We start from the raw sequence: 21,160 nt of genomic DNA on the forward strand, positions 1-21,160 counted from the left end.
GCTCCAGAGCCTTGGTCCTCAGCTCTCCCGGTCCTCCAGGAAGGTCTTGACGCGCTCCACAAGCTCGCGGGTCGAGAAGGGCTTGGTCACGTAGTCGTCAGCACCCAGGGCCATGCCCTTCTCCCGCTCCACTTCGCGGCCCTTGGCGGTCAGCATGATGATCCGGACATCCTTCCACTCGGGCTTGGCGCGGATGATCTGGCAGAGGTCGTAGCCGTCGCGCTTCGGCATCATGACGTCGAGCAGGACGAGATCCGGGACCTTGTCTGCCATGGCCTTGAGCGCAGCTTCGCCGTCGGCCGCGACGCGGACCTCGAACCCTGCCTGTTCCATCAGGAACTCCAGGGACATCACGATGTTGGGCTCGTCGTCCACGACCAGGACGGAATGCGACATCCGGCCAGCCTCCCTAAGCCACCGGCACCCCTCTTATCCGCTGCGCGGGGGTGTCCTTCTTCGGCCGACTCAAGACTAGCCTCCTGCGGCGGGCATTGCCAGCGCCTGGGCACTGGGATAGAACCCCGCCCGGTTCCCAGCCTCATTCCGGAGACGAGCGTGGCGTCCTATCAGTACGTTTATGTCATGAAGGGCCTCGGCAAGACCTTCAAGGGCGGCCGCGAGGTCCTGAAGGACATCTGGCTGTCCTTCCTGCCGGGGGCAAAGATCGGCGTCTTGGGCCTGAACGGCGCCGGCAAGTCGACCCTGCTCAAGATCATGGCCGGGCTCGACGACGACTTCGTCGGCGAGGCCTGGGCCGCCAAGGGCGCGAGCGTCGGCTTCCTGCCGCAGGAGCCGGAGCTCGACCCGGCGAAGGACGTCGCCGGCAACGTCATGGAGGGCATGGCCGAAACCAAGGCCCTGCTGGACCGCTTCGAAGCGGTCAGCGCGCGCTTCGCCGAGGAGTTGACGCCCGAGGAAATGGATGCCCTGATCGCCGAGCAGGCCGAGCTTCAGGAGCGGATCGACGCCGCAGATGCCTGGGACCTGGAGCGGACGGTCGAAATCGCCATGGATGCCCTGCGCTGTCCGCCGGGCGATGCGGAGGTCGGCACGCTCTCGGGCGGCGAGCGGCGCCGGGTCGCCCTGGCCCGGCTGCTGCTGCAGAAGCCGGACCTGCTGCTGCTGGACGAGCCGACCAACCACCTGGACGCCGAATCGGTGGCCTGGCTGGAGCGGCACCTGCAGGACTATCAGGGCACAGTGGTGGCCGTAACCCACGACCGCTACTTCCTGGACCACGTCGCCGGCTGGATCCTGGAGCTCGACCGTGGCAGGGGCTTCCCCTTCGAGGGCAACTACTCCGGCTGGCTCGAGCAGAAGCAGAAGCGCCTGGCCCAGGAAGGCAAGGCCGAGGCGGCCCGGCAGCGGACGCTGTCGCGCGAGCTGGAGTGGATCCAGCAGAGTCCGCGGGCCCGCCAGGCCAAGTCCAAAGCGCGCCTCTCGGCCTACGAGAAGCTCCTGGCCGAGGGCGGCGCGGCGGCCCCGGAACCTGGCCGCATCGTGATTCCGCCGGGGCCGCGCCTCGGCGACCTGGTGATCGAGGCCGAGGGCCTCGGTAAGGCCTTCGACGACAAGCTGCTGATCGAGAACCTGGACTTCCAGCTGCCGCCGGCAGGCATCGTCGGCATCATCGGCGCCAACGGCGCCGGCAAGACCACCTTGTTCCGGATGCTGGTCGGCCAGGAGCAACCCGATGCCGGCAGCCTCAAGGTCGGGGAGACCGTGAAGCTCGGCTACGTCGACCAGTCCCGCGACAGCCTAGCGCCGGACAAGACGGTCTGGGAGGAGATCTCCGATGGCCTGGAGCAGATCGAGCTCGGCAAGAAGACGACCCCGTCGCGCGCCTACGTCGGCGCCTTCAACTTCCGCGGACCGGACCAGCAGAAGAAGGTCGGGCAGCTCTCGGGCGGCGAGCGCAACCGGGTCCACCTGGCCAAGATGCTGAAGTCCGGCGCCAACGTGCTGCTGCTGGACGAGCCGACCAACGACCTCGACGTGGACACCCTGCGGGCCCTGGAAGGGGCGCTGGACGACTTCGCCGGCTGCGCCCTGATCATCAGCCACGACCGCTGGTTCCTCGACCGGGTCGCGACCCACATCCTGGCCTTCGAGGGCGACAGCCAGGTGGTCTGGTTCCAGGGCAACTACGAGGACTACGAGGCCGACCGCCGGCGCCGCCTGGGCGACGAGGCCGACCGCCCGCACCGGATCAAGTACAAGCCGCTGACGCGTTAGACTTGGGCCGGATCAATCCGGCCTCCCGAGGGCGTCTGCCGCGGTCTGGGCCTTCATTCCGTCTTTGGCGCGAAGCTGCCGTTGGCAAGCTTCGCGCGCAATTGGGCTGTGAGACCGGGCAGGTCGCCGCCGGAGCGCTTCAGGACCGCGGCGTACTCGGACCTGAAGGTGATTGCCAGGCTAACGCCCTCGGCGACGACGTCGAAGATCTTGAAGCCGCTTTTGGTTCTGCGGACGCGCCAGCCCACGGGGAGGGTCTTGCCGTCGGTCAGGATGATGTCGGATATCACCAGGCTGAGCTTGGGATTGGTCGGGTCGGGCCGGACTTTCTTGACGGTAAAGGCCTCGCCGCGATAGTCCCGGAAGTAGGGCAGGAAGCGCTGGATCAGGACCTCTTCGAAGGCGGCCAGGAAAGCGGCCTGAGCCTCGGGGTCGGCTCTGCGCGCGTAGGCCCCCAAGACGAAGCGGGCGATCGCACGCATCTCGAAGTTGGCCCGCAGAAGCTCTCGGAAGCGCTTTTGCCGCTCGGCCTCGCCGATCGATTGATCGCTCAGCTCGGCGATTGCCCGCTGGCTGAGAGCGATCAGAAAGTCGCCGGGGTCCTCGTTTTCCGCTGCCGCCGTTCCGGCCGCCGCCAGAACGAGGAAGATCACCGTCGCGACCGTTGCGGCAGGCCGCCGTCTCCCCGTGAACACCGTCTCTTGGCTCCCTATCTCTCCGGCAAGAAACTCCCCCTTCCTGCCCACACGGGTTCAGACCCGGCTACGACGGCGGGCTTTCGGCTGCCCCATCCGGCGGATCGGCATCCAAGTTTTCGTCCTCGTCTTCCAGGTCTTCCAGGAACTCGTCGGGGAACTCCGGCAAGGGGGCATCCCCGGGCGTCGCTTCGCGAATCTCGGCCTGCCGGTTCTGGTACCAGAGGCTGCGCACGCGGGCGTAGAAGTCCACCGAATCGCGGCGCAAGTCGTCGACGGCTTCGATATTTCGCGCTCTGACGTCGATGCCGTTGGCGATGGTCTTGGCGAGGCTGGCGGTCCGGGCCGCGTCGTACTTGCCTTCGATGCCGGCGAGCTCGAAGCCGCCGAGGTAGGTCAGCGGGTCGAAGAAGATGTCGACGAACTTGCCGGTGGCATCCCGGGCGCTGCTGGGGCCGAGGATCGGAAGCACGAGGTAGAAGCCCGGGTCGACTCCCCAAACGCCGAGGGTCTGGCCGAAATCCTTGCTGCGATAGGGATAACCGCTGTCGGCCGCGATGTCGAAGAGCCCGCCGACACCGACGGTCAGGTTGATCAGCAGGCGCGCCGTGATGTTCTCCATCGCGTCGACATCGCCCTGAAGGATCGCGTTCGCCATGTTGACCGGCGTGTCGGCCAGGCGAATGATGTTGCGGATGATGTCCTGGATGAAGACCGGCATCAGTTCGCGATAGGGCTCGGCGATCGGCCGGATGAGCAGATCGTCGAGCAGGAGATTGATGTCGAAGACCGTCCTGTTCAGGGGCTCGAGCGGGTCGGAAACCTCCTCGAACCCCGGTTCCGGATCCGCCTCGTTGGGCTGGGACGCGCAAGCGCCCAGCGAAGCTGCGAGGATCGCAGCGACCAGCAAGATTCGCCAGATTGGAATGAAGCGCATGGGCCTCCTCAAGTCCTTGTCATCTCTTTTTTTGCCCGCCCCAAGGCCCCAATGGGCAGATCCTTTCCGGGCGATCCCAGGCAAGCCTGCCGCCCCGGCCCCGCCGGTCTCCCTTCCTCGCGGAAAGCCTGCCCCTTCCGTCTTGCCCTTGGCAGGCTGCCCGACCGCCCCTGGAGACCCGGCAGCGCGCCATCGCCTTATCATAGTGGCGCGCGAAAGGCTAGATGGGGCTCGATTGATGGAAAAGAGACAGAGAATTGCCCTCGTGCGGCAATTCCCGGCGGACTTCCGCCCGGATTGGGCTCCGACCGGGGCGATCGGCGGCGACTTCGGGCCGGTCCTCAGGCCCCCGGCGCCGGCCCTGCCGTGGCCCGGCGATAGAGCGGCGACAGCGCCGCCGGCAGCATGTACATGGGCAGCTGCGCCAGGGCGAAGAACAGGAAGACGTCGAAATCGCTGTCCGGCGGCAGGGCGGCCATCAGCAAGCCCATGTTGCAGTTGCCGGAGGCCAGGCCGATGGTCAGGGCGGCGCGACGCCCGAGCCAGAGGAAAATCAGAGCGCCCAGGGCCTGGAGCAGGGGGTTGGCGACGAAGGCGGCGGCGACCCAGAGGGCGACGATGCCGGGCCGGGCCAGCAGGGTATCGGTGACCCCGGCCATGATCGCGACGGCGAAGACGACCATGACGACCACGACCAGGCCGTCAATGTGACGGGCACGGCTGGCCAGCCAGGCCGGCGAGGTCAGGCGGCGCAGAACCAGCGCGCCGGCGAAGGCGAGAAAGACCACGGCCGAGAGCCGTAAGGTGAACTCCAGGACCGAGACCTCCAGCTCCAGGCCGAGGAGCGCCAGGGCCAGCGGCGGAATGGTCAGCGGCGCCAGCAGGCTGGCAAAGAGCGTCACGACCATGATCAGCGCGCCGTCCAGGCCGAGGATGATCGCGATCGAGGTGGCGCCCAGGATCGGCGGCGCGGCGGCCATCAGCACCAGGGCGGTGGCGAGCGCCGGCGGTAGCAGGCCGAGGGGCACCACCAGGACCCAGATCAAGACCGGCGAGGCGATCAGCAGCCAGGTCGTGGCCAGGACGGCGAGGCCGGGACGCCGGGCGTAGTGCCGCAGTCCCTCCCAGTCGACCCGAAGCAGCGTGGCCAGCAGCAGGATCACGACGCAGGGGCCGAGAAGCGGGCGGGCCAGGGCGGCGAGATCGGGCAGCAGCAGGCCGAGGAAGACGCCCAGGAAGAGCGCCGGGATCGCGTTGCCGCCGAGGAACTCGAGGACCCTGACCATCGTCCCGCCGCCTGCCTTCCGCCCTGATATCGATGCCCCGCGCGAAGGCGGCGCCCGCGGGCGCTGACGCTAGCCGCTTTGCCGCTTCCGGCCAATGGACTATGTTTCGCGGCGGCGCTTTCCTGAAGCCCACCTGGAGCCGTCCCCAGTCACGGAGATGTCATGACCATCCCGGCGCCGCTCGAGATCTACCGCGCCGTCGTCGAGTCCGATTGGATCGACTACAACGGCCACATGAACGTGGCCTACTACGTCCTGGTCTTCGACTGGGCGACCGACGCTTTCCTGGACTTCCTCGGGCTCGACGAGGCCCTGCGCGCGGCGGCGGGGTCCTCGACCTTCTCGGTCGAGGCGCACATCACCTATCAGCGCGAGGTCGTCGAGGGCGATCCCCTGCGCTTCACGACCCAGCTGCTCGGCTACGACGAAAAACGGATCCACTATCTGCATCGGATGTATCACGCCGAGGCGGGCTTCCTGGCCTCGACGATCGAATGGATGACCTTGCACGTCGACCTCAAGGCCCGCAAGGTCGGGCCGATGCCGGCGCAGATCCAGGCGCGGCTGGCCCAGGTCATGGCGAGCCATGCTGCCTTGCCCTGGCCCGAGGAGGCGGGACGGATGATCCGCCGTCCGACCGCTCTGGTTCCGGGCGCCTGACCGGCGGCGCGCAGGGCGGCGTGGCATGTCCGAAGCCTCCAAGCCGGGCCGGCCGTCCTGGAAGTCGATCTTCCGCGGGCTCAAGCGCTTCGGGCGCAACGACCTCGTCGTGCTCTCCACCCTGGCGGTGGTCGTCGGCGCGGCCGGCGGCGGCGCGGCGATCGTGTTCCGGCTCGGAATCGATTTCTTCCAGCGCGTCTTCTTCGGCGTCGATCCCGATTTCCTCACCCGGCTGGCGCCGGAACTGCCGTTCTGGCACCTCCTGCTGGTGCCGAGCCTCGGCGGACTGGCGATCGGCCTTCTCGTCTACTACGTCATGCCCGGGCGCCGGCCCTTGGGGGTCGCCCAGGTGATCGAGGCCAGCGCGCTGCGCGGCGGCCGGATGTCGTTGAAGAACGGGCTCAGCGCGGCCTTCGTCAGCGCCGCCTCGATCGGAGTCGGGGCCTCGGTCGGCCGCGAGGGCCCGGTCGTCCATCTCGGGGCCTGCCTGGGCGGCTGGCTCGCCAGGCGGCTGCAGCTCGGCCGGGTGCTTTCGCGCACGCTTCTGGGTTGCGGCGTCGCCGCAGCGGTGGCGGCCTCGTTCAACGCGCCCATCGCCGGCGTCTTCTTCGCCCTCGAGGTCGTCATCGGCCACTACGCGCTTTCGGCCTTCGCGCCCATCGTCATCGCCGGGGTCACGGGAACCATCGTCAGCCGCATGTACTTCGGCGACTTTCCGGCCTTCATCCTGCCGGAATCGCGGGAGATCGCGTCCTTCCTGGAGTTCCCGGCCTTCGCCATGCTCGGCGTCGCCAGTGCCGTCGCCGCCATCGTGCTGATGCGCTCCGTCATGCTGACCGAGGACATCTGGTCCCGGGTCCCGGTCCCGTCCTGGGCGCGGCCCGCCCTCGCCGGGCTTCTCCTCGGCCTGATCGCGCTCGGCTTCCCGCAAGTCCTGGGCGTCGGCTACGAGACCACCGACGCCGCGCTCTCGGAGCGGCTCGATCTGCAGATCCTGATCGCCCTCATGGTGGTCAAGGGCGCGGCCACGGCGCTCTGCCTGGGCAGCGGATTCGGCGGCGGCATCTTCTCGCCGTCCCTCTACATAGGGGCCATGCTAGGCGGCGCCTTCGGCATCGTCGCGACCTCGGTCTTCCCCCAGCTGTCCTCGGGGCACGGCGCCTACACCGTGGTCGGCATGGGCGCGGTCGCCGGGGCGGTCCTGGGCGCGCCCATCTCGACCATCCTGATCGTCTTCGAGATGACCGGCGACTATTCCCTGACCATCGCGGTGATGATCGCGACGGTCATCGCCAGCGTGATCACCCAGCAGGTTCACGGCCGCTCCTTCTTCGTCTGGCAGCTGGAGCGGCGGGGGATCACGATCAAGGGCGGGCAGGAGATCAGCCTGCTGCGCACCATCACCATCGACGGCTTCACCGACAAGCGTTTCGAGACCGTCGCGGCGCAGGCCCCTCTGGCCCAGGTCCGCGAGCGCCTGTCCAGGGCGCCCTGGGGCGAGCTCTTCGTCGTCGACCCCGAAGGGCACCTGGTCGGCACCATCACCTTTTCGGACCTGGCCGACGCCGCCTTCGACACCAGCCGCGACGAGGCCTTGGTCGCCCTCGACGTCGCCCGGCAGCATCCGACGGTGCTGCAGGTCGGCGACGATCTGGAAGCGGCCATCAAGGTCTACGGCGCCTCGGGCGAGGTCCACGTGCCGGTGGTCGATTCGATCGAGGAGATGAAGCTTCTCGGGGTGGTGCACGAGCATGAGGTCATGCTCGCCTACCACCGGGCCCTGCAGCAGGCCCGGGCCGAGGAGCGCGGCGAGCTCTAGTGGTGCTTCAGTAAGTCGGCGCCAGCTTCAGCCAGTCGTAGCGGTCGCCGGAGGTGACGGTGACCGGCCGGATGCCGCCCGGGCTGACCAGGGTCAGGGGCACCTTTGCGCCGGCATTCCCCAGCGCCCAGATGGCACGGTAGAACTCGGCCAGGGTGGCCACCGGCTCGCCGGCAACCTCTGCGATCACGTCGTTCGCCTTGACCCCGGCCTGCGAGGCCGGACCGCCCGGCGCAACCCGGGTGACGATGACGTGGCCCCGGAACTCTTCGCTGTAGACCCCCAGCCAGGGCCGCGATGTGGCCAGGCCGCGGCCTTTCTCAAGCAGGTCGGTGTAGATCGGCCGCAGGGCGTCGATGGGCACGAACATGTTGCCCGGCCGCGCCTCGTCCTCCACGGCCTCGCCGACGATCAGCGAGCCGATTCCGACCAGGTTGCCCTCGCGGGTGATCAAGGCGGCCCCGCCGAAGCTGGGATGCGGCGGCGCGGTGAAGATGGCCTCCGGCAGGAGGTATTCCCAATAGCCGGCGAAGGTCCGCCGCGAGACGACCTTGGCGGGCACGATCTGCGGCGGGCTCCCGTAGCCGACAGCGAGCACCTGGGCCTCTTCCCGCAGCTCAGCGGACTCGCCCAGCTCGATGGGCGGCACTCCGAGAGGCGAAAGCGCCCGCAGAAGGCCGAAGCCGGTCTCGTAGTCGTAGGCCACGATGTCGGCCGGCACCCGTCTGTCGCCGGGCAGCAGAACCTCCACCTGGTCGGCTTCCATGATCAGATAGCCGATGGTCAGCACCAGGTCGCCGTCGCCGATCACGACGCCGGAGCCCTCCCGTTCGGTGCCGAGGTGCTCCGCGGTCCGGGCGTCCGCCGGCACCCTCGCGGCGACGCCGACGACCGCATCGATCGGACTGGACTGCGAAGCCTCCTCGGCGCTCGCGTCCGCGATCGCAAAGGGCAGGAGCCCAACCGCAAGGACGACGACGGCGAAGGCCGCTACCACCGCGCGCGAGAGTCCTGCCCTGGCTCTGAAAGACTCGGTCATAATAAAGATATAATTCTAGCATGCTTCGTGTGCAAATGACATCGAAGATGCCCCGTGGCCCTTGGATTCCGCGGGGTTTCAGTCTTCGAGCAGGTTACCGTCGCTTCGGTGCGGCAGGGGTTTGGTGCCGACGACCTTCGCGATCGAGGTGCCGGGCGTGACGTAGAACTGGACGTGGCGGGACAGCACCAGGCCATCGGTGTGGGCCACGACCGGGGTCCGCGCCGCCTCGGGCTCGGCCGCCGGATCGATCACCTCCGCGACGACATCGCCCTCCCTGACGCGCTCGCCCAGGGCGACCTTGTAGGCCAGGACGCCGGGCGCCGGGGCGCGCAGCACGTCGACGGCCTCCAGGGGGCTCGCCTCGCAGAGCGGCTCCGGCAGGGGGCCGGGATCGCCGGCGAGGAAGCCGCGGCGCTGCAGGATGCGGAAAAGCGCCGCCGCGTCGGCCGCCGCCAGCTCGTCCGAAACGTCGCCGCGCCCACGCAGCTCGACCGTGGCGGAGAGGCAGGCCGCCGGGATGGGATGCTCCGGGAAACGTCCGGCGAGCTTGGTCCAGGGCGTGGAGAAAGCCTCGTCGAAGGAGCCGCCGCCGGAATCCGCCGCCAGCAACGCGGCCCGGCAGCCCAGCTCGGCGACGATATCCCGCGCCGCCGGCCAGTGCGCCGGGATCAGGAAGATGTGCATCAGGGCTTCCAGGTCGCAATGCAGGTCCAGCACCAGGTCGGAATCGGCCGCCTCCTGGGCCAGGCGCAGCCGGTGGTCGATCAGCTCGGCGCCGAGCTGATCCGGCGGCAGGGCCTCGCGCCGGCCGGCGACGATGGCCCGCAGGGCGGCGCGGATCGCTTCGACGTTCTTCTCCGGGTCCGGCCCGAGTCCCTTGGCGACGGCCTCGGCGACCGGCTCGCTGACGTCGAGCCAGTTGCGGTTGAAGTTGCCGCCGCCGCCCAGGTGTTGGCGGCCGAGGTGATAGCCGTTCACGTTCTGATCCAGGCCGATCGGGTTGGCGTAAGGCAGGATCACGATCTGGCCGGTGATCTCGCCCCGGGCGGCGGCCGCGTCCAGAAGCCGGATCAGGTGATGCAGGACCAGGAGGCCCGGCGTCTCGTCGGCGTGCAGGGCGGCCTGGAGATAGGCCTTGGGCCGCGTCTCAGGCGCGCCGTAGCGGTGCAGGGTCAGCGTGCGCTGGGTGCCCGTGGCGCCGGGCAGCAGCGCCTGGCGTTCGGTCGTCCTGGTCACGTCAACGCGCTCCGGCGAGGGGAGCCGTCGCGGCCGCCAGCCAGGCTGCGGTTTCCGGCTCGAGCTGCGGGGTCAGGGCCTCCCGGACGCGGGTGTGGTAGGCGTCCAGCCAGGCGACCTCGGCATCGTCGAGAAGCCGTCCGTCGATCAGGTTCCGGTCGATGGGGGCGAGGGTCAGGGTCTCGAAGCCCAGGATCTCCCGCTCGCTCTCCGGTGGCGCGCTCAGCGGCACCACCGTCACCAGGTTCTCGATGCGGATGCCGTAGGCGCCTTCCTTGTAGTAGCCGGGCTCGTTGGAGACGATCATCCCGGGTTCCAGCGGCACCGGGTTCGGCGCCTTGGAGATCCGCTGCGGGCCTTCGTGGACCGAAAGATAGCTGCCGACACCGTGGCCGGTGCCGTGGTCGAAGTCGAGCCCGGCCTCCCAGAGGGGCCGCCGCGCCAGGGTGTCGAGCTGGCTCCCGGTGGTGCCCTTGGGAAAGCGCGCCGTGGCGATGGCGATGTGGCCCTTGAGCACGCGGGTGAAGCGCTCGCGCATCTCCTCGCTCGGCGCGCCGACCGCCAGGGTGCGCGTGACGTCGGTCGTGCCGTCCGGGTATTGGGCGCCGGAATCGACCAGGTAGAGCTCGCCGGCGCCGAGGGCCCGGTTGCTCGTCTCGTCGACCCGGTAGTGCACGATGGCGCCGTTGGGGCCCGCCCCGGAGATGGTGTCGAAGGACAGATCGCGGAACTCCTCGTTCCGGCGCCGGAAGGCGGCCAGGCGCTCGGCCGCCTCGGTCTCGGTCACCGGGTCCCTGCCGGCCCGGGCCGGTGCCTCGGCCGCCAGCCAGGCGAGAAACCGGGTCACGGCGGCCCCGTCGCGCAGGTGGGCGGCGCGGGCGCCGGCGATCTCGACCTCGTTCTTGCGCGCCTTGGGCAGCAGGCAGGGGTCGGGACCGGGGATCACCTTCGCGCCGCTCGACCTGAGGCGCTCGAAGGCCCAGTCCGGGGCCGAGGCCGGGTCGAGGGTGACCTTGGCGCCGGCCTTGCCCAAGGCCTCCAGGGCCGGGCCGAAGACCTCTGGGGGCTCGACGGCCACCGTATTGCCCAGATGCCGGCGCGTCGCGGTGGTCAGCTTGCGGTCGTCGATGTACCAGGCCGTGCCGCCGTCGGCCCGCAGGATCGCGAAGGACAGGGCAAAAGGGGTGTGGGTGACGTCGCCGCCGCGGACGTTGAGCAGCCAGGCGATGGAGTCCGGCAGGGTCAGGACCGCCGCCTCGGCGCCGCGGCCTTCGATCTCGGCGCCGATCTGCGCCCGCTTCTCGGCCGTGGCCTGCCCGGCGTAGGCCAGGTCGTGGGGCCGGACGGGGGCCAGCGGCGGGGCCGGCTGGCCGCGCCAGACCGCGTCCAGGGGATTGCCGTCGCAGGGCACCAGGCTGGCGCCGGCCTTCTCGGCGGCGGCCCGCAGGCCCTTGACCTGGGACTCGCTGTGCAGCCAGGGATCGTAGCCGAGCTTCTCGCCGGCCTTCAGGTTCTCGGCGATCCAGTCGGCGGGCGACTGTTCGGCCAGGTGAACCGGGTCGAAAAGCGCGGTGTCGACCTGCTGGCGGACCTGCAGGGTGTAGCGGCCGTCGACGAAAACCGCGGCCTTCTCGGCCAGGACCAGCGCGGCGCCGGCCGAGCCGGTGAAGCCGGTCAGCCAGGCAAGCCGCTGGGCGCGGGCCGGCACGTATTCGCCCTGGTGCTCGTCGCTGCGCGGCACCAGGAAGCCCTGCAGGCCGCGGTGCGCGAGCTCCGCCCTGAGGTCCGCCAGGCGGGCGGCGTGGTCCGCCCCCGCGCCCAGGCCGTCGTTAAGGCCGGCGGCCAGGTCCCGCTTCAGGGCCGCCAGCTGGCGCGCGAGCTCGGGACTGCGCCCTTCCGCCACAAGGTCCATCCAGGCTTCGGGGTTTTCGGCCTCGGGGGCGGCCAGGACCCCGGCGAGGAGGCTGCGGACGGCGGCCGCGTCCCGGTCGGCGCCGGCGGCGGTCAGCAGGCGATCGAGCTCGGCGTCTCCGGCGTAGGTCGGGGCTGAATCCGGCACTTCGGGCCTCCGGCTGAGGTGGTCTGAACCGGCAAGCTAAGGCGCCCTCGCGAAGCAGGCAAGATCGCTGCCGGAAGCCATGCAGGCCCGGCAATGCTGCAGTGCAAAACGACCGCTCGGCCGGCTCCGGGGGCGTTCGTATATTCCACGCAACAAGAAGAAGAAACCCTCCTACCGGGTGTCTCGGGGAGCTCCTTCCAAGCTGGGATTTTTGGCTAGAGACAAGGAGTCATCCAATCATGTCCCGCCTGTCAGAGACCGAACGCGCGGAAATCCTGAGGTCCAAGGCCCAGGCGACGTTCGTCGACCCCACGGAGGTCGACCGCTTCCTCTTGGAAGCGCGGCGCCGACGCGCGATCTACATCAACCGTGGCCTGGCCAAGCTGTGGCGCGCCTCGGGGCTTGCCGCCCTGGTCTGCGCCGTTCGGCGCGGCATCGCCCGCCGGCGCACCCTTGCGGCGCTTGCAGACCTCGACGACCGTCTGCTGCGCGACATCGGCGTCGAGCGCGGCGATATCGGCCGCATCGCCACTGAAAGGAGCCAGGCCGCGCACCCCCATCCCGCCGGCTGGCTGCAGCGGCTCAAGGCCGAATTGAAGCGCGCCGCGATCCGGCGCCAGACCATCGGCCAGCTGGCCGCTCTGGACGACCGGCTGCTGCGCGACATCGGCGTCGAACGGGCGGCCATTCCCGAGGTGGTCGACGCGCGGCTCGAGGGCCGGAGCCCGACCTGGCGCCTGGAAACCCCGCTGACCGACCCGCGGCCGGGCCTCACGGTCAAGTTGAGCGCCGCCCTGTTGCTGCCCTTCTATCTGATGGTCCAGGGCCCGGCCAACGCCAACGAGCCCACGGTGACGCGCAAGGCGGCCTGATCCACGCCGATTGCCCCGATGGAGAAGCGAAGAGGGCGGTCCTGCAGGACCGTCCTCTTTCCTATCCGCGATCAGCGGCGCAGGACCAGGGTCGACCACTCGGCAAGGCGCAACCGTCGGACGAGGCGTAGCTTCTGGGCCCGGTGCGGGTTCAGCACCAAGCGCTCCTGCTTGACCAGCAGCCCCGAAAGGACGGCCCGTCCGCCCGGTGCCAGATGGGCGCGCAGCTCGACCGCCATCCGGGCCAGGGGCTCGGCCAGGATGTTGGCGGCGATCAGGTCGAAAGGCCCGGCCGCCCGTAGCGAAGGGTGCCGGTAGCCCTCCGAGACCAAGGGCCGAACCCACCTGCCGCACCGGTTGATCCGGGCGTTGACCCGGGCAACCGCCACGGCGGCCGGATCGTTGTCCGCCGCCAGGACCGGGCGCCGCCAGAGCCGTGCCATGGCCAGGGCCAGGATGCCCGAGCCGCAGCCCAGGTCGAGCAGGCGGCGCGGTCGGAAGCCGGCCTTGGCGAGGCCCTCCAGGGCCAGGAGGCAGCCGCGGGTGGTCTCGTGGCGGCCGGTGCCGAAGGCGACGTTGGCGTCGATCAGCAGCGGGATCGAGGCCGGCGGCGGCGGCCCGGTGACGTGGCTGCCGTGGAGGTAGAAGCGCCCGGCGCGGATCGCCGGCAGGTTGCTCTGGCTCTCCGCCACCCAGTCGGTGTCGGCCAGCGCCGCGATCCGGGTCTCCGGAACTTCCGTGCCGACGGCCTCTGCGGCGTCCACCAGACAGGCGCGCAGAACCCCCCGGTCGGGCGGCTCCTGCAGATAGACCTGAAATGGCACCAGGCCGTCGGCGCCCGGCAGACCGATCGCGAGAGCACCGCCGACCGGCTCCAGGGCGGCCTCGAAGACCGCCTGGGCCGCCGCGGGCACCGTCAGGTCGATGCGCCAGCCGGAGCCTGCCATGATCCGACGGCGGGTCAGCCCGCCAGGTGCTCCGGCATGACGAAGCCGGCCATGACCTTCTTCGTCCCGGCCTTGTCGAAGTCGATGGTCAGGCGGTCGCCTGTGACCTCGCTGACCGTCCCGTAGCCGAACTTCTGGTGGAACACGCGGGCGCCCGGCGGAAAGTCAGTCACGTCGCTGCCCAGCACCGTCGCCGTGCCCTCGATGAAGGGGGCCGCCCGGTCGCGATTGCGCTGGGCGCGTTCCAGCCCCGGCGACCAGCGGTGGCTCTGCCAGTCGTCGAAGCCGCTCCGGGGGCCGAAGCCGCCGCCGGTCGCGCCATAGAGCCCGGCGTCGCTCTCGACCTCGACGTGGTCCTTTGGCAGCTCGTCGACGAAGCGCGAGGGGATGGCGGCCGCCCAGGAGCCGTGCAGCCGCCGGTTGGCGGCGAAGCTGACCACCGTCTGGCGGCGGGCCCGGGTCAGGCCGACGTAGGCCAGGCGGCGCTCCTCCTCCAGGCCCTTGAGGCCGGTCTCGTCCAGGGCCCGCTGGTTGGGGAAGAGGCCTTCCTCCCAGCCGGCCAGGAAGACGCTGTCGAACTCCAGGCCCTTGGCCGAGTGCAGGGTCATGACCGTGACCAGGTCCTGGCCCTCGCCCTGGATGGTCTCCATGACCAGGCTGACGTGCTCCAGGAAGCCGGCCAGGCTCTCGAACTCGGCCATGGCCGAGACCAGCTCCTTGAGGTTCTCCAGGCGGCCGGGCGCGTCGGCCGAGAGGTCGGCCTGCCACATCGCTGTGTAGCCGGATTCGTCGAGCACGATCTCGGCCAGCTCGGTGTGCGGGATCTGATCGGTCAGCTGCCGCCAGCGGGCAATGCCGGCGATCAGGTCGCCCAGGCTGCGGCGCGCGGCCGGGCGCAGCTCGTCGGTCTGGACCAGGTCGGCGGCGGCGGCGAGCAGCGGCTTGTCGCCGGCCCGGGCGGCGGCGTGGATCAGCCGCAGGGTGGCGTCGCCGATGCCCCGCTTGGGCACGTTGACGATGCGCTCGAAGGCCAGGTCGTCGCTGGGCGAGGCGAGGATCCTCAAGTAGGCCAGGGCGTCGCGGATCTCCCGGCGCTCGTAGAAGCGCGGGCCGCCGACCACCCGGTAGGGCAGGCCCAGGGTGATGAAGCGCTCCTCGAACTCGCGGGTCTGGGCGCCGGTGCGGACCAGGATCGCGATCTCGGAGAGGCGGTGGCCCTGGCGCTGCAGGGCCTCGATCTCCTCGCCGACGAAGCGGGCCTCGGCCTCGCCGTCCCAGAGCCCGCGGACCCGCACCGGCGGGCCCGGGTCGGCCTCGGCATCGGTCCAGAGGGTCTTGCCCAGGCGGCCCTCGTTGTGGGCGATCAGGCCCGAGGCGGCGGCCAGGATGTTCGGGGTCGAGCGGTAGTTGCGCTCCAGCCGGATCACCACGGCCCCGGGGAAGTCCTTTTCGAAGCGCAGGATGTTGCCGACCTCCGCGCCCCGCCAGCCGTAGATCGACTGGTCGTCGTCGCCGACGCAGCAGATGTTGCCGTGGTCCTGGGCCAGCAGCCGTAGCCAGAGGTACTGGGCGACGTTGCTGTCCTGGTACTCGTCGACCAGCAGAAAACGGAAGCGCTCCTGGTAGATCTTCAGGAGCTCGGCGTCTGCCTGGAAGAGGGTCAGGTTGTGCAGCAGCAGGTCGCCGAAGTCGCAGGCGTTGAGCGCCAGCAGCCGCGCCTGGTAGGCGCGGTAGAGCTCGACCGCGCGGCCGCCGGCGATGTCCCCGGCCTCGCCGGCCGAGACCTTGTCCGGGGTCAGGCCGCGGTCCTTCCAGCGCTCGAAGGCCGAGAGGATCACCCGGGCCGGCCACTTCTTGTCGTCGAAGCCCTCGGCCTCGAGGATCTGCTTCAGGAGGCGCAGCTGGTCGTCGGTGTCGAGGATCGTGAAGTTGGGCTTGAGGCCGACCCGCTCGGCCTGCTCACGCAGAATCCGAGCGGCCAGCGCGTGGAAGGTGCCAAGCCACCAGCCCTCGACCGGCCGGCCGAGCAGGGCGCCGACCCGGTCCTTCATCTCCCGCGCCGCCTTGTTGGTGAAGGTGACTGCCAAGACCTCGAAGGGCCGCGCCTTGCGGGTCCAGAGCAGCTGCACCAGGCGCGAGGTCAGAACCCGGGTCTTGCCGGTGCCGGCGCCGGCCAGGACCAGCACCGGGCCGTCAAGGCTCTCGATGGCCTGGCGCTGCTCCGGGTTCAGGCCCCTCAGGTGCGGCGGCTCGGGCGTCGCCGCCGGCTCTTGCATGGCTTCCGGCATGATCGCTTTCGACTCTCGCGTCGGCGGGCCCGAACGGCGGAGCCAGCCTCTGCCTATAGTGTAGGGCGAGTCGCCCGGTTATGCGATCCCGTCGGTGCCGGCGCCGCAGACCAGGGCGCCGACCCGGGCGTCTTGCGGCAGGGCGAAGCGGCCCTTCTGGATCGCGGCCAGGGCGGCGGCGCCCGAGAGCTCGGCGGCGATGCCGAGCTCGAACCAGAGGCTGCGGGCGGCCGCGGCCATCTCCCCGTCGCTGACCAGGACGATCTCGTCGACCGTCCGGCCGATGATCTCCAGGTTGAGCGCCGCCGAGCGGCGCGGCGCCAGGGTGCCGGCCGCGGTGGTGATCTCCGGCAGGGTGACCAGCTCTTTCGCCGCGAGGCTCTCCTTGAGGGTCGGCGCGCCCGTCGGCTCGACCCCGATCACGGTGATCGAGGGCTTCAGCGCCTTGACCGCCGTCGCCACGCCGGAGATCAGGCCGCCGCCGCCGATCGCGACGAAGAGGTAGTCCAGGCCCGGGTCGTCCTCCAGGATCTCGATCCCGACCGTGCCCTGGCCGGCGACGACCCGCGGATCGTCGAAGGGATGGATGAACGTCAGGCCTTCCGCCTCGGCGGTCGTCAAGGCGGCGTCCTTGGCGTCGTCCCAGACCGCGCCCTCGACCACCACCTCGGCACCCCAGGCCCTGAGCTTCTCGACCTTGGCTTCCGGGGTGGAGGCGGGCAGGTAGATCACCGCCCGGGTCTCGGCGCGCCAGCCGGCGTAGGCGACGGCCAGGCCGTGGTTGCCGCCCGAGGCGGTGATGATGCCGCGCCGGACCTCGTCCTCGGGCAGGCTGAACAGCGTGTTGCTGGCGCCGCGCGCCTTGAACGAGCCGGTCACCTGCAGGTTCTCGAGCTTCAGGACCAGCTCGCCGAGCGGCAGGGAGTCCTTCAACGGCTCTGCCGCGAGGTTCGGGGTGCGCCGCACCGCGCCGCGGATCCGCTCCGCCGCCGCCTCGATATCGGCCAGGGCGACCGGGGAGTGGGGCTCGGCGGAGTCGGCTTGCGTGCTTTTCGCGTCACTCATCTCGGGCTTCCCAAATCGCAAGCTGTCATGCCCGGAGCGCGTACGCGCGGCGCTTCGCGCGATCCGGGCATCCATCCAACAAGCGCCACGATGGATCGCCGAATCAAGTCCGGCGATGACAGATGAGAGGTTGTGGCATCAAGCCATAAACATCAGGCATTTCCGCCGATCTTCTCCAGCCATTCCTCTTCGCTCAGGGTCTCGATGCCCAGCTCCGCGGCCTTCTTGGCCTTGGAGCCGGCGCCGGGGCCGGCGACGACGATGTCGGTCTTCTTCGAGACCGAGCCCGAGACCTTGGCGCCCAGGGCCTCGGCGCGGGCCTTGGCCTCGCTGCGGGTCATGGTCTCCAGGGTGCCGGTGAAGACCACGGTCTTGCCGGCGACCGGCGAATCGGTCACGGCCGCGGCGATTGCCTCGACCTCCAGCTCCGCCGCCAGGTCCTCGACCATCGCCCTGTGCTGCGGATCCCGGAAGAAGGCGCCGATGTCGTCGGCCATGCTCATGCCGATGCCCTCGATGCCGCAGAGCTCGGCATAGGCCTCGCCGACCTCGGCCGGTTTCTTGGCCTCGGGCGCGGCGGCGCGCTCCTCGGCGGCCTGGATCATCGCCGCCTGCCAGGCCTCCAGCTCGCCGTAGGTCCGGGCCAGCAGCTTGCCGGTCGACTGGCCGACCTGGCGGATGCCGAGGGCGTAGATGAAGCGGTCGAGGCCGATGCGGCGCCGGTCCTCGATCGCCTGCAGCAGGTTGGCGACCGACTGCTCGGCCCAGCGTTCCCGGTCCAGAATTTCTTCGCGGCTGTCCTTCAGGCGGAAGATGTCCGCCGGCGCCTCGATCAGGCCGGCGTCCCAGAACTCCTGGATGTTCTCCACGCCCAGGCCCTCGATGTCGAAGGCATCGCGGCTGACGAAGTGCATCAGGCGGCGGACCTGCTGGTAGGGGCAGTCCAGCCCGCCGCTGCAGCGGGCCACAGCCTCGCCCTCCGGCCGCACCACCGGGGTTGCGAGCGGGCAGGGGCATGTCGTGGGGAAGGCGAAGGGCTTGCTGCCTTTCCGCCGCTTGGCCTCGACCACCGAGACCACCTGCGGGATGACGTCGCCGGCCCGCTGGATGATCACGTGGTCGCCTTCGCGGATGTCCTTGCGCTTGATCTCGTCCTCGTTGTGAAGCGTGGCGCGCGAGACCACGACCCCGCCGACGGTGATCGGCTCCAGATTTGCGACCGGAGTCAGCGCCCCGGTGCGGCCGACCTGGATGGAGATCTCGCGCAGCAGGGTCTCGGCCTGCTCGGCCGGGAACTTGTGCGCTGTCGCCCAGCGCGGCGCCCGGCCCGCCACGCCCAGACGGTTCTGCCAGTCCAGCCGGTCGACCTTGTAGACGATGCCGTCGATGTCATGGGGCAGCTCCGCCCGTTCGCCCTGGACCCAGTCGTAGAAGGCCAGGATCTCTTCCAGGCTGTGGCAGAGCCGGGCCGGCTCGTTGATCTCGAAGCCCCAGCCGGCCAGGCGGTCGCGCGCCTGCCACTGGGTCTCGCCCAGGGGCTCCGAGGTCTCGCCCCAGGCGTAGGCGAGGAAATGCAGGGGCCGTTCGGCGGTGATCTTCGGGTCCTTCTGGCGCAAGGATCCCGCCGCCGCGTTGCGCGGGTTCTTGAAGGTCTTCGCCTTCTCGGCCTCGGCGAGGCGGGCGTTGAGGGCGTGGAAGTCGTCGCGGCGCATGAAGACCTCGCCCCGCACCTCGATCACCTTTGGCGCCGCCCCCTTCAGGGATTCCGGCAGGCCCTTGATGGTGCGGACGTTGGCCGTCACGTCCTCGCCGACCGCGCCGTCGCCGCGGGTCGCGCCGGTGACCAGGCGGCCGTCCTCGTAGAGCAGGGACATGGAGAGGCCGTCGATCTTGGCCTCCGCCACGACGTCGACGGGCTCGCTGTCCTCCAGGCCGAGGAAGCGGCGGATACGGCCCAGGAAGTCGGCAACGTCCTCGGCCGCGAAGGCGTTGGACAGCGACAGCATCGGGACCCGGTGCGTGACCTTGGCGAAGCCGGTCACCGGCGCGGCGCCGACGCTGCGGCTGGGGCTGTCGTCCCGGACCAGAGCGGGGAAATGGGCCTCGATGGCGTCGTTGCGCCGGCGCAGGGCATCGTAGTCGGCGTCCGAGATCTCCGGCGCGTCCTGCTGATGGTAGAGCGTGTCGTGGTAGCGGATCGCTTCGGCCAGGCGGGCCAGCTCCGCCGCCGCCTGCGCCTCGGTCAAATTCTCAACCGGGATCTTTGCAAGTGTCTCGGTCATGTCTTGGATCTCGGGCCGCTCCCCTCGGCCGGGTCCTACGCTAGGCGGCCCCCATCAGGCGGTCGGCCGCCGCCCGCGCCTCTTCCGTGACCTGCTCGCCCGAGAGCATGCGGGCGATCTCCTCCCGGCGATCCTGGGCGGCCAGCTCCGCGACCTCGGTGGCCACGACCTCGCCCTTGCTGCCCTTGCGGACCCGCAGGTGGTGGTTGCCGACCGCCGCGACCTGGGGGCTGTGGGTGACGACCAGGACCTGGCGGTCCGCGGCCAGTCGGGCCAGGCGCTGGCCGACCGCCGCCGCCGTGGCGCCGCCGATTCCGCTGTCGACCTCGTCGAAGATCAGGCTGCGCCGCGGGCTGACCCGGGCCAGGACGACCTTGAGCGCCAGCAGGAAGCGCGACAGCTCGCCGGCCGAGGCGATCTTGCCGATCGGGCCGGGCCGGGAGCCCGGGTTGGTCGCGACCTCGAAGACCACGCGCTCCAGGCCGTTGGGGCCCCAGGCGTCCTCTGCGAGGCGCTCCAGGCGGGTCGTGAAGGCGGCCTTGTCGAGCTTGAGCGGCGGCAGCTCCTCCATGACGGCGCGGTCGAGCCCGGCGGCGGAATCCGCGCGCTGCTGGCTGAGCGCGCCGGCGGCGGCGAGATAAGCCTCGCGCGCCGCAGCGGCCGCGGCGGCCAGCTCGGCCAGACGCTCCTCGCCGGTATCGATGCTCTCCAGCTTGGAGGCCAGGTCCTCGCGCAGGGCCAGCAGCTCGTCGACCTCGACGCCGTGCTTGCGGGCGACGTCCTTCAGGGCGAAGAAGCGCTCGTCGACCTGCTCCAGGCGCTGCGGGTCGAGCTCAAGGTTGCCGGACAGCGACTGCAGACCGGCCGTGACGTCGCGCAGCTCGGCCGCGGTCCGGTGCAGGCCGGCAATGATCTCGTCCAGGCGGCCGCCGGCCTTGTCGACCATGCGCTCCAGGGCGCTCAGGGCGCTGCCGACGGCTGCCTCGGCCCCGGGCTGGCCCTCCTTGCCGTTGAGCGCGGCGAAGGCCTGGTCGACGGTAGCGGTCAGCTGCTCGCCGTGCTGCAGAAAGGCGCGCTCTTCGGCCAGGGCCGTCTCCTCGCCGGGCTGGGGGTCCAGGGTCTCCAGCTCCGCGACCGCGTGGCGCAGGAAATCCTCGTCCTTCCGGGCCTGCTCGAGCTCCGCCTCCTCTCGGCGCTGGACCTCGCAGGCCTGGCGCCAGGCCTCCCAGGCCGCGGCGACCTCCGCTGCGGCCGCCTCGAGGCCGCCGGCCGCGTCCAGCAGGTCGCGATGGGTGCCGGCGTCCAGCAGGCCGCGGTGCTCGAAATGGCCGTGGACTTCGACCAGGCTCTCGCCCAGGCGGCGCAGCAGGCTGACCGAGACGGGCTGGTCGTTCACAAAGGCCCGGCTGCGGCCGTCGGCGCCTAGGTTGCGGCGCAGGACCAGCAGGCCGTCCTCGGTCGCCAGGCCGTGCTCGGCCAGCAGCTCGTCAAGGTCCGTGGTGTCGGTGATGTCGAAAGCGGCGGTGACCGTCGCCTGCGGGCTGCCCGGCCTCAGCAGGCCGGATTCGGCGCGGCTGCCGAGCGCCAGTCCGAGGGCGTCGAGGAGAATCGACTTGCCGGCGCCCGTCTCGCCGGTCAGGACACAGAGCCCGCCATGAAAGGAAAGATCCAGCTTGTCGATCAGAACGACATCCCGGATCGAAAGGTTGACGAGCATGGGCGTCTCGCTCGGGGCGT

General features: G+C 70.4%; 16 protein-coding genes. 4 read left to right on the forward strand and 12 right to left on the reverse strand.

Going from position 1 to position 21,160, the window contains the following annotated elements:
• Window positions 1-18 precede the first annotated feature (18 nt).
• On the reverse strand, window positions 19-396 hold the full coding sequence (locus QNJ30_21365; GenBank protein ID MDJ0946005.1) for a response regulator: 378 nt from the start codon (window positions 394-396) through the stop codon (window positions 19-21).
• A gap of 159 nt (window positions 397-555) precedes the next feature.
• Here QNJ30_21365 and ettA point away from each other — a divergent pair, with 159 nt between their 5' ends.
• Window positions 556-2,235, forward strand: a complete 1,680-nt coding sequence (gene ettA / locus QNJ30_21370; protein MDJ0946006.1) for an energy-dependent translational throttle protein EttA — start codon at window positions 556-558, stop codon at window positions 2,233-2,235.
• Window positions 2,236-2,288: 53 nt separating this feature from the next.
• Here ettA and QNJ30_21375 read toward each other — a convergent pair whose 3' ends face one another.
• From QNJ30_21375 to QNJ30_21385, 3 genes are all read right to left on the reverse strand, one after another.
• On the reverse strand, window positions 2,289-2,930 hold the full coding sequence (locus QNJ30_21375; GenBank protein ID MDJ0946007.1) for an ABC transporter substrate-binding protein: 642 nt from the start codon (window positions 2,928-2,930) through the stop codon (window positions 2,289-2,291).
• 67 nt (window positions 2,931-2,997) lie between these two features.
• A complete protein-coding gene (locus QNJ30_21380; protein ID MDJ0946008.1) occupies window positions 2,998-3,867 on the reverse strand; it encodes a VacJ family lipoprotein in 870 nt (289 codons plus the stop codon).
• Window positions 3,868-4,208: 341 nt separating this feature from the next.
• Window positions 4,209-5,153, reverse strand: a complete 945-nt coding sequence (locus QNJ30_21385; GenBank protein ID MDJ0946009.1) for a hypothetical protein — start codon at window positions 5,151-5,153, stop codon at window positions 4,209-4,211.
• A 162-nt stretch (window positions 5,154-5,315) separates the two neighbouring features.
• Between QNJ30_21385 and QNJ30_21390 the strand changes: the two genes are divergently transcribed.
• A complete protein-coding gene (locus QNJ30_21390) occupies window positions 5,316-5,813 on the forward strand; it encodes a thioesterase family protein (GenBank protein ID MDJ0946010.1) in 498 nt (165 codons plus the stop codon).
• A gap of 25 nt (window positions 5,814-5,838) precedes the next feature.
• The gene (locus QNJ30_21395) at window positions 5,839-7,632 is read left to right on the forward strand and encodes a chloride channel protein (GenBank protein MDJ0946011.1); all 1,794 of its coding nucleotides are present in this window, start codon (window positions 5,839-5,841) and stop codon (window positions 7,630-7,632) included.
• A 7-nt stretch (window positions 7,633-7,639) separates the two neighbouring features.
• Here the strand turns inward: QNJ30_21395 and QNJ30_21400 are convergent, their stop codons facing one another.
• From QNJ30_21400 to QNJ30_21410, 3 genes are all read right to left on the reverse strand, one after another.
• The gene (locus QNJ30_21400) at window positions 7,640-8,671 is read right to left on the reverse strand and encodes a S1C family serine protease (GenBank protein ID MDJ0946012.1); all 1,032 of its coding nucleotides are present in this window, start codon (window positions 8,669-8,671) and stop codon (window positions 7,640-7,642) included.
• A gap of 78 nt (window positions 8,672-8,749) precedes the next feature.
• Window positions 8,750-9,910, reverse strand: a complete 1,161-nt coding sequence (locus tag QNJ30_21405) for a M14 family metallopeptidase (protein MDJ0946013.1) — start codon at window positions 9,908-9,910, stop codon at window positions 8,750-8,752.
• 1 nt (window position 9,911) lies between these two features.
• Window positions 9,912-11,969, reverse strand: coding sequence for an aminopeptidase P family protein (locus QNJ30_21410; protein MDJ0946014.1), 2,058 nt, complete (start codon window positions 11,967-11,969; stop codon window positions 9,912-9,914).
• A gap of 239 nt (window positions 11,970-12,208) precedes the next feature.
• Between QNJ30_21410 and QNJ30_21415 the strand changes: the two genes are divergently transcribed.
• Complete coding sequence (locus tag QNJ30_21415) at window positions 12,209-12,841, forward strand: DUF1127 domain-containing protein (GenBank protein MDJ0946015.1); 633 nt, start codon at window positions 12,209-12,211, stop codon at window positions 12,839-12,841.
• A 71-nt stretch (window positions 12,842-12,912) separates the two neighbouring features.
• Here QNJ30_21415 and QNJ30_21420 read toward each other — a convergent pair whose 3' ends face one another.
• From QNJ30_21420 to recN, 5 genes are all read right to left on the reverse strand, one after another.
• Window positions 12,913-13,788, reverse strand: a complete 876-nt coding sequence (locus tag QNJ30_21420; GenBank protein ID MDJ0946016.1) for a 50S ribosomal protein L11 methyltransferase — start codon at window positions 13,786-13,788, stop codon at window positions 12,913-12,915.
• A gap of 14 nt (window positions 13,789-13,802) precedes the next feature.
• Window positions 13,803-16,076: a UvrD-helicase domain-containing protein gene (locus tag QNJ30_21425; GenBank protein ID MDJ0946017.1), complete on the reverse strand. Its 2,274-nt coding sequence runs from the start codon at window positions 16,074-16,076 to the stop codon at window positions 13,803-13,805.
• 78 nt (window positions 16,077-16,154) lie between these two features.
• The gene (locus QNJ30_21430) at window positions 16,155-17,141 is read right to left on the reverse strand and encodes a threonine/serine dehydratase (GenBank protein ID MDJ0946018.1); all 987 of its coding nucleotides are present in this window, start codon (window positions 17,139-17,141) and stop codon (window positions 16,155-16,157) included.
• Between the two features lie 152 nt (window positions 17,142-17,293).
• Complete coding sequence (gene ligA / locus QNJ30_21435; GenBank protein ID MDJ0946019.1) at window positions 17,294-19,423, reverse strand: NAD-dependent DNA ligase LigA; 2,130 nt, start codon at window positions 19,421-19,423, stop codon at window positions 17,294-17,296.
• Between the two features lie 40 nt (window positions 19,424-19,463).
• Window positions 19,464-21,140: a DNA repair protein RecN gene (recN, locus tag QNJ30_21440; protein ID MDJ0946020.1), complete on the reverse strand. Its 1,677-nt coding sequence runs from the start codon at window positions 21,138-21,140 to the stop codon at window positions 19,464-19,466.
• Window positions 21,141-21,160 lie beyond the last annotated feature (20 nt).

The sequence above is a fragment of the Kiloniellales bacterium genome (assembly GCA_030066685.1).
Lineage (GTDB): Bacteria > Pseudomonadota > Alphaproteobacteria > Kiloniellales > JAKSBE01 > JAKSBE01.

Bases quoted from the DNA above. Each gene is read 5' to 3' on its own strand.
- QNJ30_21365 (MDJ0946005.1), bottom strand. From the start codon at position 396: ATGTCGCATTCCGTCCTGGTCGTGGACGACGAGCCCAACATCGTGATG.
- QNJ30_21380 (MDJ0946008.1), bottom strand. From the start codon at position 3,867: ATGCGCTTCATTCCAATCTGGCGAATCTTGCTGGTCGCTGCGATCCTC.
- QNJ30_21385 (MDJ0946009.1), bottom strand. From the start codon at position 5,153: ATGGTCAGGGTCCTCGAGTTCCTCGGCGGCAACGCGATCCCGGCGCTC.
- QNJ30_21390 (MDJ0946010.1), top strand. From the start codon at position 5,316: ATGACCATCCCGGCGCCGCTCGAGATCTACCGCGCCGTCGTCGAGTCC.
- QNJ30_21395 (MDJ0946011.1), top strand. From the start codon at position 5,839: ATGTCCGAAGCCTCCAAGCCGGGCCGGCCGTCCTGGAAGTCGATCTTC.
- QNJ30_21400 (MDJ0946012.1), bottom strand. From the start codon at position 8,671: ATGACCGAGTCTTTCAGAGCCAGGGCAGGACTCTCGCGCGCGGTGGTA.
- QNJ30_21415 (MDJ0946015.1), top strand. From the start codon at position 12,209: ATGTCCCGCCTGTCAGAGACCGAACGCGCGGAAATCCTGAGGTCCAAG.
- QNJ30_21420 (MDJ0946016.1), bottom strand. From the start codon at position 13,788: ATGGCAGGCTCCGGCTGGCGCATCGACCTGACGGTGCCCGCGGCGGCC.
- QNJ30_21425 (MDJ0946017.1), bottom strand. From the start codon at position 16,076: ATGCCGGAAGCCATGCAAGAGCCGGCGGCGACGCCCGAGCCGCCGCAC.
- QNJ30_21430 (MDJ0946018.1), bottom strand. From the start codon at position 17,141: ATGAGTGACGCGAAAAGCACGCAAGCCGACTCCGCCGAGCCCCACTCC.
- ligA (MDJ0946019.1), bottom strand. From the start codon at position 19,423: ATGACCGAGACACTTGCAAAGATCCCGGTTGAGAATTTGACCGAGGCG.
- recN (MDJ0946020.1), bottom strand. From the start codon at position 21,140: ATGCTCGTCAACCTTTCGATCCGGGATGTCGTTCTGATCGACAAGCTG.